A 13,131-nucleotide genomic window follows, 5' to 3' on the forward strand; every position below is an offset into this window, starting at 1 on the left:
TGTGAAGAAAATTTGAGTATAGGATTTTGTTAAAATACTATTAACGCTTTATCTCTCCACTCTTGTAGATTTGAATCTAACACTAATGCTAACCAAATCCAATTTCCGGGGAAATTCCGGAATGAAACCTATGAAAAAAAATATCTCTTTTTGTTTTGCCTTTGTTATTTTGATGAGTTTTTCTGTGCAAGCGCAAAATCGTATTATAAAAACAACCCAGGTTAATCCGGTTGTGAAAACTTATGAAAAAGCAGAATGGACCATCGAATTGCAGGCAGATTTCGATAATCCGTATTTTCAGGAAGATTTAGCCCTTGACATGCAGCTTACTTCTCCTAATGGTAAAAAAATTAACCTGCCATGTTACTATGAATCTGGGCAATCCGGAAAAAGATCGCTTTGGAAGGCGCGCTTCAGTGCCCAGGAAAATGGAAGCTATGCGTATACTTTCGCGCTGCGCAAAAACGGCAAAGAGGTTTCTTTAAGCAAACCCTCTTCATTTAAAGTAACACCATCTAAGCTTAAAGGCATATTGCATAAGGGCAATGACTGGACCTTCAGTTTCGATAATGGGGATGCTTTCAGGGGCATCGGAGAAAATATTTGCTGGGAATCAAGAGATGACGATGATTCAAAATACTTTAAAGCCCTTCATGAAAATCCCAAGTATAACTATGAGTACATGTTACCTTCGCTGGCTAAACATGGGGGAAATTATTTTCGAACCTGGATTTGTTCATGGAATTTGCCCCTGGACTGGAAAAGTGGAATAAATAACAGGCGATACAGCAATTCCCCGGCCTACTTTAATCCAAGCGCGATAGAAAAAATGGACCGAATGGTTAATTTATCTGATTCACTGGGACTGTACATTATGCTCACTTTAGGTCCGGGATCTCATGATGCTAAAAACGGGCGTTATGGGGTTTCTTCAGCGGGTTTTTTTATAGATGAGAAGGCTAAGGAGGAATACCGCAACCGCCTGAGGTTCATTATTGCCCGCTGGGGTTACAGCAGTGCGATAGGTGCATGGGAGTTTTTCAACGAAATAGACAATGTTCAGTTCAGGGATAAAAACAATCCAATCCCAGCTGAACATATCGTGCAATGGCACCAGGAAATGGCAGAGTACGTCAAAAAAATAGACCCCTTTAAGCACCTGGTGACCACAAGCATTTCTCACCGGGATTTAAAAGGTCTAAATTCTATTGATGCCATAGATTTTAACCAAAAACACATTTACAAAAATAACCGCGCCTTACCGACCACCATTATAAGCTATACCAAAACCTATGGTAAACCATATGTGATTGGTGAATATGGCTATGAGTATGACTGGTCTAAAAACTTCGATGATTTCGCTGACGGCATGGATTCAGATTTTAAACGTGGATTGTGGTATGGCCTTTTCTCGCCAACCCCCATTTTGCCGCTTTCCTGGTGGTGGGAGTATTTTGATAACCGTGGCACCGATAAATATATTGCCAATGTTCGCCGCATCCAGGACGAAATGATGCAGTCCGGGAAAGGGAATTTTGATAGCCTGAGGGTGAAGAGCACTAACACGGCTATTGAAGTGTTTAGCGTAAAATGCGGCGCTGATATTTTTATCTACCTGTATAACCCTAAAGCTGAAATCCAAAAAACTGATATTAGCTTACCTGTTACCTTGTCAAATTATAAGCTTTCTAAATATAACTGCGAAACTCAGCGTTTTGATGCAGATCTCAAAATTGCTGCTATTGGTGACAGCATGGACATCAATAACCTCGAGCTTGCCCCCAACACAGATTTTGTATACATTTTAAAGAAACCTTAAAGATGAAAAATAGCCGATACGCTTTAATTTTAATGATACTTTTTAGCTTTAGCCATTCCGCTTTCGCGCAAAATCTTGCTCCTCAGAAAGGGAATAAAGCCGTAAAAACGACGAAAGGCCCCACCCGGTTTAAATCACTGAATTACCTTTACTCGGTATCGGGAAAATATACCATTTCTGGTATACATAACCGGGAGCCAAATGCAGAACCAAAAAAATGGACGCAGGAGGTATTCAACACGACCGGGAAATATCCCGGGCTTTGGAGCGGGGATTTTCTATTCCAGTCTGAAAATATTCAAAACAGACAAACGATGATCAATGAAGCTGCGGAGCAGTGGAGGAAAGGAAGTCTTGTTAATATCATGTGGCATGCCTGTAATCCTGCGCTCGAGCAGCCATGCGGCTGGGATAAGCAAGGGGTGTTAAGTAAATTAACTGATCAGCAGTGGAAGGAGCTTTTGACCGAAGGAACTTTGATAAATACCAGGTGGAAGTCAATGATGGATGAGATCGCTTTATATCTAAGCCAGCTCAAAGAAAAAAATGTGGAGGTGCTGTTCAGACCTTTGCATGAAATGAATCAGGGCGTTTTCTGGTGGGGCGGAAGACCTGGCGCGGAGGGTACTAGAAAACTCTACCAGCTGACTCACGATTACTTAAGTAAAACCAAAAAGCTTGATAACCTGATTTGGGTATGGGACATACAGGATTTTAAAACCCTGGAAAAAGATGCAGTGGATTATAATCCCGGTGAAGAGTACTGGGACGTTGCTGCGCTGGATATTTATGATGACAAAACAGGATTCAGCCAGGAGAAGTATGATATTATGGTAAAAGCTGGTGGCAAAAAGCCCATTGCCATTGGTGAATGTCAGGTGCTTCCTACTGCTGAAGTGATGGCAAAACAGCCAAAATGGACCTTTTTTATGGGGTGGTCAGAACTAGTATTCTCACACAATACCCCTGCTCAATTAAACGCTCTAATGAAAGCTGAAAACATCATCTCTTTGGATGAGATGAAAGGCTGGTAAAATATACATATGATGAAAAAAATTCTGTTTCTCCTTTTAAGCCTGGTTTCCTGCTCAATCCTGGCGCAAAAACCTGCTAATACTTACAGCGTTCAGGGATGGTGGGGCCCGGCCTCTCCGCCATATTCTCCGGTAGTGGAAAATGATAAAAGCATTGTTTTCAGGTTTAAAGCCAAGTCTGCCAAATCGGTCAAACTGCTTTTTGGTGAATGGGATATTAAGCCCATACAGATGCAAAAAGACACTGCAGGAAATTGGGAAATTAAAATTGCCCCGCAAAAGCCGGGGATTTATTCCTATGTATTTTCTGTAGATGGAATTCAGAGCCTTGATCCTAAAAACCCGGTTGTAAAATCCGGTACTGAGCTTTACGGGAGTATCGTGGAAGTGCCAGGTGATAAGGCAAGGTTTGATGAGCATCAAAACGTCCCGCACGGAATTTTGCAATTCATTAAATATCAATCTTCGGCTTTAGGTAAACCTAGAGGGATGTGCATTTTTCTCCCTGCAGAATACCAGACTAGTCCAAAGCAAATTTTCCCTGTTTTATACCTTCGCCACGGTGGGGGAGACAATGAAACCAGCTGGAGCCAGAGCGCGGGGAAAGCAGATGTAATTTTAGAAAACCTTATCGCTGAAAATAAAGCAAAACCGATGCTTATTGTGATGACCAACGGACTCACAGACGGCAGCTGGGCAGGAGGAAGCAGCAAAGAAGGGGTCGAGCAGTTGGAACAGGAACTTTTAAAGGACGTTATTCCATATGTAGAAAAAAATTACCGTGTCCGGGCAGATAAAAAATCCAGAGCCATCGCAGGGCTTTCCATGGGTGGCGGGCAGGCTTACTTAATTGGGCTAAAAAACCCAGATAAATTCAGCTACATTGGCGAATTTAGTGCCGGGTTGTTGAGTGATGCAAAATTTGATATCAATGAACGCGTGCCTGGAGCTTTTGCTAATCCAGCTAAACTGAACAAAGAAATTAGCCTGCTTTACCTCGCCTGCGGTAAAGAGGATCCAAGATACCAGGGACACCTGGCGTTAGATTATGATCTAAAAACAAAGGGAATCAATCATGAATTTCACGATAGCTCGGGCGGACATGAGTGGCGATTCTGGCGTGAGCAGCTCCATAATTTTATGCAAAAAATCTTTTAACTTTAAATAAATACGCGCTTGCCAACATAGTTTTCACGGAACTCTTTTGGCGTGCAGCCTTTTTTACTTTTAAAGGTGCGGTTAAAGTTGGCCATATTATTAAAGCCGCAAATAAAGGCAATTTCAGCAACAGACTGGGTCGTGTCAATAAGCATTCTGCTGACATGCCCCAGTCTGATTTCGTTCAGCGAATCAATAAAGTTATAACCGGTGCGTTTTTTAATAAACCGGCTGAATGAAGCTTCTGGCATGTTGGCTATCTTGGCTACTTCAGACAGGGTGATAAGCCTGTTGAAGTTATTATTCATATACTCAAATACCTTTTCAATCCTTCTGCTATTATAGTTATAATCTTCTTTAGTAAAACTGGAATCCGAAAGCAGTTTGGTATCCCTGGATATCGAGAGATCATGCAATATCGATAGTAGCTCTAATATCGAGTCAAAGCCGCTTTTCTTACTCAAAGCCAAAAGACGCGGGGAAATGCGTTCAATGGTCTCCTTAGAAAAAAGCACACCACGCTTACTCTGCTCAAACATATTGCGAATGAAAGACAGCTGATTGCGTTTTAAAAACTTTTCATCCAATAAGTCCTTATGAAACTGAATGGTGACCTCTCTAATGTCCTCACTTACGCAATTATGAGTAAACCAGCCATGAGATAAATTGGAGCCTACCAGCACGAGTTCCTGCTGCTCTATTTCAGCGATGTGATCACCCACAATCCGTTTAGCTCCGGCCGCATTGAGTACTAAGTTAAGCTCCATATCCTCATGGTTATGCAGCGGGAAATCAAATTCTTGTTTGGTTCTTGAAAAAATGGTAAAACAGTCGTTTGGCGTCAAAGGGGTAATTTCCCTAATTACATTTTTAGACATCTTATATTTGGTTATATAGGGCAATATAGTTAAAAAAACACTATATGTTTAGGTCTTATGATTATGTGATTATGTTGGTAAAAATTTTGAAAAAAGCTAACATAAGGTTTGAAAGGGCGTATAGCTAAACTTTTTTAGGAAAGCTATACCAATTGACTTAATTATTAAGGTAAAATAATATCAAAAAATGCTCGAATAGTATAGGTGCTGTAGCCATAATGCATTAGTATCAGCTTATGTTAAAAAAATATTAGTTTTATCGGTTTAGTCCAGTTAGTTTTAAGCCAAATTAAATTTACAGACTATGCCAGCTACATCCCTTCCGAGCGCTTCAGAAATTGAGTTCGAATTACAAGCTATACTCCATTACTGGAAACAGCGCAGCATAGATAATGAGTATGGTGGTTTTGTCGGTCAGATTGATGAATCAGAGCAGGTCATCACTATGGCTGATAAAGGTTCAGTTTTAAATGCCAGGATTCTCTGGAGTTTTTCTGCCGCCTATTTAATGACTAGCTCAAAGGAGGATTTAGAAGTCGCTGAGCGGAGCTACCTATACATAAAAAACCATTTCATTGACTACAGTTTTGGCGGGGTATACTGGACAGTTGACTTTAAGGGCGACGCGAAAGATAAGAAAAAACAAATCTATGCCATTGCATTCACCATTTATGGCCTTACCGCCTATTTTAGCGCCAGTGGTGATGAAAACGCGTTATTGCTTGCGAAATCCTTATACGCTGATATCGAAAAACATAGTTATGATAAAAATGAGCTGGGATATTTTGAAGCTTTTGCCCGGGACTGGACGCAGTTAGATGATTTGCGCCTGAGTGATAAGGATGCAAATGAAAAAAAAACAATGAACACCCATCTGCATATTCTAGAGGCTTATAGTTTGCTATATACCTTGTGGCCTGACGAAGGTCTTAAACATCAGATCATTAAGCTTTTGGAAGTTTTTCGCGGGCATATCTTAAAACCTAACGGCCATTTAGGGCTATTCTTTAATGAATTCTGGGAGCCTAAATCCAGCGCTATTTCTTACGGACACGATATTGAGGCTTCCTGGTTATTGCTAGAAGCTGCTGAAGCTGTAAAAGAGGTTGAACTCATTACTGAATTTAAGAAGTTAGCCCTTAAAATCAGTACAGCAGCGATAGAGGGTATTGATAAAGATGCGATGGTGTATGAGTTCAATCCAGAAAGCCATCACATGATTGCAGAAAAACACTGGTGGGTACAGGCAGAAGCCCTGGTCGGGTTATATAACGCTTTTCAAATTTCTAAAGATGAAAGATTCCTTGAGCATTTCAATAAAATCTGGAACTATACCACTACTCAGCTTATCGATAAAACCAACGGAGAATGGTTTTGGGGCAGAAAAGAAGATGGCAGTTTGATGGCTGGAGAAGACAAAGCCGGATTATGGAAATGCCCGTACCACAATAGCAGGGCCTGTTTAGAGCTGCTTAATAGATTTCAAAAGGTAGCTTAAATTTGGCGTGAACGGGTGAGAGAAAAATAATAACGGCATCAAAGAATTGTGAAATTCAAATTTGCTGGAGAAAAGTTTAGTTAGGCCCTTGAGGGTGAGTGTATATTAAAAAGTAATCCCAGCTGAAACAATCTAAGCTCAGCCTTAAGAGAGAAGTAATTGTCAAGGCTTGTCCTGGAAATCCCGGAACTGGAAAGTTTGCAAAAGGAATAATCGTTTTGCTAACTAGTAAAGGTCTTTAAGATTTATTGGTTAAATTGATGGTCATCAGATTCAAAACATTATAAATTGTTAAAATCCTATTAAAAAGGGTATAACCTGGAGCTTAAATTTGTATAAACCAAGTATACCGTTATGCCCAGATACCTCCAGTCCATTTATTCTTTTAAGCTCGCGCTGCTTCTAATTTTGCTGCTCAATATTTTTCCCTTTTTGCTTCAGGCACAACTCAAGGCGGAAGGTTGGGAGACCAGTAATGATAAAACGATGCTTTTATCAAAAATGGAAAGTCTAGAACCAAGAGCTGGGCAGCCAGAAATTATTAACATTAACGCAGCAAGAAAATATCAATCTGTTGACGGGTTTGGTTTTGCGCTGACAGGTGGCAGTGCGCATCACCTCATTCGTATGTCCCCTCCGCAAAGAAAGAAGCTTCTCCATGAACTGTTTGGAAATGGACCAGACCAGGTGGGGATTAGTTATCTTCGGGTGAGTATCGGGGCATCTGATCTGAATGAATATGTCTTTTCTTACGATGACTTAAAAGCAGGGGAAACTGATGCGGCGTTAAAGCATTTTTCCTTATCGCAGGATGAAAAAGATGTGATACCTGTTTTAAAGGAAATTTTAGCAATATCCCCAAAAATAAAAATTATGGGTTCTCCATGGTCCGCCCCGGTGTGGATGAAGTCAAACCAAAATGTTCAGGGTGGCAGATTAATGGATAAGTATTATAGCACTTATGCCAATTACTTTGTGAAATACGTCCAGGCGATGAAAAGCCATGGAATTGTGATTGACGCGGTGACCATTCAAAATGAACCATTCAATGATGGCAATACCCCCAGTATGCAGTTTTTGGCCAAAGAAGCGCTTCGTTTTATTCGCGATCATCTCGGGCCCGCCTTTAATCAAGGAAACATAAAAACTAAAATTGTTCTTTACGACCACAATTGTGATGCCCCGGAATATCCAATTTCAATATTAGCAGACAGAGAAGCAGCAAGCTACATTGATGGTTCAGGATTTCATTTATATGCCGGTCAGACTTCAGCGATGGGCAAAGTACATGATGCGTTTCCCGATAAAAACATATATTTTACTGAAATGATGGCTGTAAGCAAGGATGGAGGTTTCAATACCGCTTATCCTGTGGGAAGGATACTCATCGGTGCTTTACGGAACTGGAGTAAAAATGTGATTCTCTGGAACCTCGCTGCGGATCCTAAATATAACCCGCATACAGACAATGGCGGCTGCTCAATATGTCAGGGAGCGGTAACCATAGATGGAGATAAAGTCGAGCGGAATCTGGCCTATTATGTCATTGCGCATGCATCCAAATTTATTCCCTTTGGATCATCAAGAATTGAGAGCACTCTTACCACAAAGGTTAGCAATGTAGCCTTTTTAACCCCGGAGGGAAAACGGGTGCTTATCGTGTCTAACAATTCAGCTCAGCCACAAACGATCAAAGTCGTTGAGGGAGATCAGTCTTTTTCTTACACTATAAATAAAGGGTCATCAACGACTCATATCTGGTGATTATGATTAAAATAAAAAAATATACTACGCTGTTGCTTCTATTATTTTTAGTGAGCCACGCTTTCGCTCAGAGCAAAATTGCAAAAGGTGATGAAACTTTGGTCACCCTTAAGGAAGGGAAAATCAGGGGCGCTATTTTGTCCAGCTCTGTGGTAGCTTTCAAGGGTATTGCTTACGCTGAAGCCCCCATCGGTGAGCTCAGATGGCGTTCACCAGTTCCTAAAAAGAAATGGAATGGAATAAAAAACGCGGTAGCTTTTGGTTCCAGGTCTCCTCAGCGCAATAGTTACGGTGACATGATTTTTAGAAGCGGTGAAGAAAGTGAAGATTGCCTGTATCTTAATATCTGGAAACCTCAGATAAAAGGTGGTAAGTTCTTGCCCGTGGTAGTGTACTTTCATGGAGGAGGGTTTTCCAGCGGGGATGGATCGGAGCCGAGGTATGATGGAGAAAGCATGGCGAGCAAGGGAGTTATTTTTATCACTATAAATTACAGGTTAAGTGTCTTTGGGTTCTTGGCACATGCCAGTCTGTCCAAAGAAAGTAAACGGGGAAGTTCTGGTAACTATGGATTGCAGGATCAGAATGAAGCATTGCGATGGGTGAAGCGCAATATTTCAGCTTTTGGAGGAAATTCGGATCAAATCACCATTGCTGGGGAATCCGCGGGTTCTATGTCGGTTTCTGCCCAAATGTGTTCACCACTTTCAAAAGGACTTTTTCATGGGGCAATAGGGCAAAGTGGGTCTGTGTTAGGGTTCGAACCGCCCGTGAGCTTAACAAATGCGGAGAAAATAGGGGAGGAATTCGCTAAAGCTTGCGGAGTAAATAGCATTGATGAGTTGCGAAAAATTCCCACTAAAGAGCTTTTAAAGCGGTCAAAAGATTACTGGTTTCCCCTAACAATAGACGGTTACTTTTTCATAGAACAACCACTTATTACCTATAGCTACGGTCGTCAGATGGATGTACCGCTCCTGGCTGGATGGAACTCGGCAGAGCGAAGCATGAATACTATTCTTTCTAATCAGAAACCTACAGTCGAAAATTATAAGGCTGGAGTGGAAAAGCTCTTTATGTCCAAAAGCAAAGAAATATTGGCACTGTATCGGGCAACTGCAGATGAACAGGTCGCGCAGTTGGCGACTGACCTTTCTAGCGATCGCTTTATTTCCTATTCTACATGGAAATGGATTGATGTGCATAGCAAAACCAACGGCTATCCTGTTTATCGATATCTGTTCTCTAGAAAACGTCCAAGTTTCATCGGACAGGGGGGGCACAATACCGACGTCATGGGCGCGGTACATGCTTCGGATATTGAGTACGCCCTTGGCAATCTCAAACTAAATAAGAGTTACAAATGGGAGAGTGAAGATTTTGAAACCTCAAAAGTCTTTCAGTCTTACTTGGTAAACTTTATCAAAAGTGGTAATCCCAATGGAGACGGTCTTCCAAGGTGGTTCGGCCTTCAAAGCAGTATTCCAAAAGTTATGATTATTGATAATGATAGTAAATCTATACCTGAAAAGAACGGCAAAAGGTACATGCAGCTTGATGGAATACTGAACCCTTAGTTTGATTCTTTGGCAATGCCTTTAACTTGGTTGTCATCGAGTGCTAATCCAATCTTGGCCAAACCAATTAATTTGAACCCGTTGAGTCACACGCTATTCGCTGTATTTCGTTTCGTGGTAAATTTAGTAATGATTGCTGTGATATTTTTAGTATTTATTGTTGTGTTTATTTTAGTATTCGTTGTTGTTTTGCGTTTCGTGTTTTTCGTTATGTTCGTTTTTATGTTTGTTGCAGTGCTTGTTTTACGATCTGTATTCGTATTATCCTTTGTCAAATTGGATAAGCCAGAGCGCATTGACCCCGTCTTAACGGAAATAAATTTGCTGTAAAGTTTTTGCTTTTCTATATTTTGGACAATTGGCAGAAAGTGGTCAAATTAATTGGTTTATGCACTCCGCAACAGTATGGCCGAATGCAGGATTTTTTTAGAGCGGTTTGGTTTCAGTTTCTTTAAAAACTGCTAGAACTAATTTGCGTTTGGAAAAAAAACTTGGTGGCCAGTTTGGAGCGGAATCCAGTGACCACATTACCGTTTCTTCGTCACTTTTGGTAAAAACCAATAGATGTTGCTATATTTAATTAGACCTCTAGGTGGACACTAAGCTTTCTCGAAGACTAAAATTATTCTTTTACAGTTGGAGACTCCTTCACTAAAAGTGACGAAGAACCACATTTTCCGTAATCTACATGGTTCTGCGAAGTATCATTTTGAGCAAGGGATTTAGGCTTTTTTAGGAATACTGATGGATGCCCGTTTAATATTTGGTTGTCTGAAAATTAAAAAAGACCTGAGCATATGTTGAGGTCTTTTTCATTTTTTATGTTCTGAGTTAAAATTTCGTATTTGTGGAGTCTAACTGCAAATACTTGTTTAAGTTTTTCCTATCTTCATAGGGCATACCATGATTTGTTAATCATCTAAACCTGCTAATATAGCTTCTGTCCAATCTTCATTTCGTTTGTTCAGTATTGCTTTGATAGTCCCTTTCAATTTGTCGGAAGTCTCCAGGATTTTCTTCATTTTTCTTCCTACAACTCTTGCGGATACCATGGATAGATATCGCCTTTCTTTTGTGTCATATAATTCCATGATATCGAAATATTCATCGTAGACATCCGCGCTGCAAAGTTCAAAATAAGAATCAATGAGGTGCTCAATATCGTCGATGTCTTTGGTCCGTTCAGGTCTATCGTTGTAGGCTAAAAGTTTTAGTATGATGATGCCTTCGATTGGGCATATTTTCAGGTTTAGGTCATCCGGTAGTTTAACATCTTGAATAAATGGATAGATTTCTTTAAAGCCTGGCATATTGAGCCTAAATGCGTTTGGTGTTTCTAAAAACACTTTGCTTTCGGCATTTTCAATTTGCCCGAAAGGTAAGAGATCAAGTTCTATGGCATTTTTATAATACAGTTTAATGTGCTCGGTTTTATTTGCTGCAAATTTTCCTGTTTCAAGTAAGGCTTCCTTGAGTTCGTTGAATTGCTTTGGGTTGCTCAACATAATGGCAATATCCACATCATCCGTTTTTCTTTTGGATACAGCTTCTGCATCTACTGAAAGAAAATAATCTCTGGCTACAGCGCCAACTATAAAGAAATCTATTCCGAATTTTAGGAATACTTCTTCCAGGTCTTTGAACATTGGTAAAAGACCTTCAGGTATGTTGGGTTTACTGCTCAAGATATTTGGTTTTGATTCGATTCGCAGTCTCTCTGCATCGACTATCAAAACTAGTAATAAGTTCGCAGTATGCCAATATTGGTGGAATTATATCATCATGTGAATGGATTGTAGCATCATTCCAGAATTTCCTGAAGATTTCCAATTCGCCTTCATTGTCTGGTACAAGCTTTAATAAACGCATTAGTTTTAATGGTTCTGATTTTGTGTAGATGGTGAATTTTTCAGGACTTAGGTAATTGGTTAATAATGCGCCCGCATTTTCTCCTCCCCAAATGAATTCTTCAGTTTTGATATTTTTCCATTCCGTCTTTTTGTCTTTATCAATAAATCGGTACTTACCTTGGCTTAGCTTTGGAAGGAGTGTTGTCTTGTAGAGTTCAGCCCATTTGTCTCTAAGCCTATCTTCCTGTTCAAAAAAACGGAAAGGTTTTCCTTCTTTGGTTCTATTTTTTAAGTAGCCTTCTTTTTCAAGTTCGTCAATAAATCCTTTAATTGTACCAAGTGCTACTCCTGAGCGTTCGGATATTTTGCGGTAAGACTCATTAATTAGATTCGGTTCAAGCAAGATTGCGAATAAGAACCTTAATCCACCAGGCGTCCAAAGCTTGCCTTCAGTTTGTATTCTTGCCTGGGTAACGGGCTGGTCATTTATATAAATGTAAAGTTCATCGGCATTTATATACGCATTTCCAGATGCTTCTAAGTAATTGATTCTATGGTTTCTCAGGACTATCTTGGTTGGTGCTGGTATGTAGGTGCTAATTAATAATATATTAGCATTATGTTTTATTTTTTCAAATTTATCCAATAGCTTGGGAAGCTGCAGTCCTCTGATTTCATTTTTGATTTCTACATAAAAGACTTTTACAGCTTTTTTAGATCCAATCGAGACTTTTGCATCAATTTCAAAACCGTTCTTAAGTATGTTTCGATCAAGAACCTGATACTCTAAGTTTGTTAAGCTTTTTAAAGTATCCAGCGAATTTAAAAGAATGTTTTGTTCATTCATATTATTATGTTCATGATTCACGAACAATCAAATTTAGTGAACATAATTTTATATTCAAACTTTTTGTTCGATTTTATTTAATGTTCGTGATTCACGAACAAATGACTTTAGTGAACAAAATTGGATTGTTTTAAAAATACAATTCAATTTAATAACCTGCCCAAATAAAGTTGCACTAGTTTACGTCTTTTCATATTATTTAAGATTTACACTTTAGACGCAGGTATATCCATAATGCATAAGATCAACTTTGTTAGTGGGATTCGACCATCAGCCAAACAAATGCGATGAACAATCATATTTTTGAGCGCTCTAAATAAGATTCGCAGCCAGTTTTGCTTGCGTTGGAAATTTTTAATCCTTCAAAAATTAAAAAACAAAACATAAAAAAATCACGTTAATTGCTTCTATCAGCTTAATATCTCTGTCTGTCAAATGATCGGAAGCCTTTGATGATTAATTTTGAGATGCGCATTCTTCTTTTTGTTTGTGGAGGTAATTTAATAAAAAAAGTGCTTTTTGATAATTTAAAATTCTTTAGAGTATTGCACTAAGATTAAGGTAATGTGTTTGGGAGAGAATTTTGCTGTCCAAGTAACTGGATGGGCATCTGCTGCATCTTTTGTACCAAAAGGATGTCGCAACTGTCCCTGACATGCATACTATTATTAGGCATGAATCTTCTTTAACAATCCAAGAGCTTTAA

9 protein-coding genes are annotated in these 13,131 nt (G+C 39.6%); 6 read left to right on the top strand and 3 right to left on the bottom strand.

Annotated elements, in window-relative coordinates:
* Nucleotides 1-130: 130 nt before the first annotated feature.
* Genes QWY86_RS05220 through QWY86_RS05230 form a run of 3 tightly spaced genes read left to right on the top strand, consistent with a single transcriptional unit; the run spans nucleotide 131 to nucleotide 4,011 of the window.
* The gene (locus tag QWY86_RS05220) at nucleotides 131-1,819 is read left to right on the top strand and encodes a DUF5060 domain-containing protein (protein ID WP_290239494.1); all 1,689 of its coding nucleotides are present in this window, start codon (nucleotides 131-133) and stop codon (nucleotides 1,817-1,819) included.
* A gap of 2 nt (nucleotides 1,820-1,821) precedes the next feature.
* Entirely contained in the window at nucleotides 1,822-2,853 is a 1,032-nt protein-coding gene (locus QWY86_RS05225; RefSeq protein WP_290239496.1) for a glycoside hydrolase family 26 protein, read from the top strand.
* A 9-nt stretch (nucleotides 2,854-2,862) separates the two neighbouring features.
* Complete coding sequence (locus tag QWY86_RS05230) at nucleotides 2,863-4,011, top strand: esterase (protein WP_290239497.1); 1,149 nt, start codon at nucleotides 2,863-2,865, stop codon at nucleotides 4,009-4,011.
* A 2-nt stretch (nucleotides 4,012-4,013) separates the two neighbouring features.
* Here QWY86_RS05230 and QWY86_RS05235 read toward each other — a convergent pair whose 3' ends face one another.
* Entirely contained in the window at nucleotides 4,014-4,889 is an 876-nt protein-coding gene (locus tag QWY86_RS05235) for an AraC family transcriptional regulator (protein ID WP_231461665.1), read from the bottom strand.
* Between the two features lie 304 nt (nucleotides 4,890-5,193).
* On the opposite strand from QWY86_RS05235, the gene QWY86_RS05240 reads away from it, so the two are divergent.
* The 3 genes from QWY86_RS05240 to QWY86_RS05250 all read left to right on the top strand — a co-directional run bounded on the left by QWY86_RS05240 (nucleotide 5,194) and on the right by QWY86_RS05250 (nucleotide 9,728).
* The gene (locus QWY86_RS05240; RefSeq protein WP_290239503.1) at nucleotides 5,194-6,387 is read left to right on the top strand and encodes an AGE family epimerase/isomerase; all 1,194 of its coding nucleotides are present in this window, start codon (nucleotides 5,194-5,196) and stop codon (nucleotides 6,385-6,387) included.
* Nucleotides 6,388-6,741: 354 nt separating this feature from the next.
* Nucleotides 6,742-8,151, top strand: coding sequence for a glycoside hydrolase family 30 protein (locus tag QWY86_RS05245; protein ID WP_290239504.1), 1,410 nt, complete (start codon nucleotides 6,742-6,744; stop codon nucleotides 8,149-8,151).
* A gap of 2 nt (nucleotides 8,152-8,153) precedes the next feature.
* Nucleotides 8,154-9,728, top strand: a complete 1,575-nt coding sequence (locus QWY86_RS05250) for a carboxylesterase/lipase family protein (RefSeq protein ID WP_290239506.1) — start codon at nucleotides 8,154-8,156, stop codon at nucleotides 9,726-9,728.
* A gap of 911 nt (nucleotides 9,729-10,639) precedes the next feature.
* Here QWY86_RS05250 and QWY86_RS05255 read toward each other — a convergent pair.
* Nucleotides 10,640-11,413, bottom strand: coding sequence for a hypothetical protein (locus QWY86_RS05255; protein WP_290239508.1), 774 nt, complete (start codon nucleotides 11,411-11,413; stop codon nucleotides 10,640-10,642).
* On the bottom strand, nucleotides 11,403-12,425 hold the full coding sequence (locus QWY86_RS05260) for a type IV toxin-antitoxin system AbiEi family antitoxin (protein ID WP_290239510.1): 1,023 nt from the start codon (nucleotides 12,423-12,425) through the stop codon (nucleotides 11,403-11,405). Before QWY86_RS05260 ends, QWY86_RS05255 begins: the two co-directional genes overlap by 11 nt.
* Between the last annotated feature and the right edge of the window lie 706 nt (nucleotides 12,426-13,131).

Source organism: Pedobacter aquatilis (assembly GCF_030409415.1).
In the GTDB taxonomy this organism is placed as follows: domain Bacteria; phylum Bacteroidota; class Bacteroidia; order Sphingobacteriales; family Sphingobacteriaceae; genus Pedobacter; species Pedobacter aquatilis.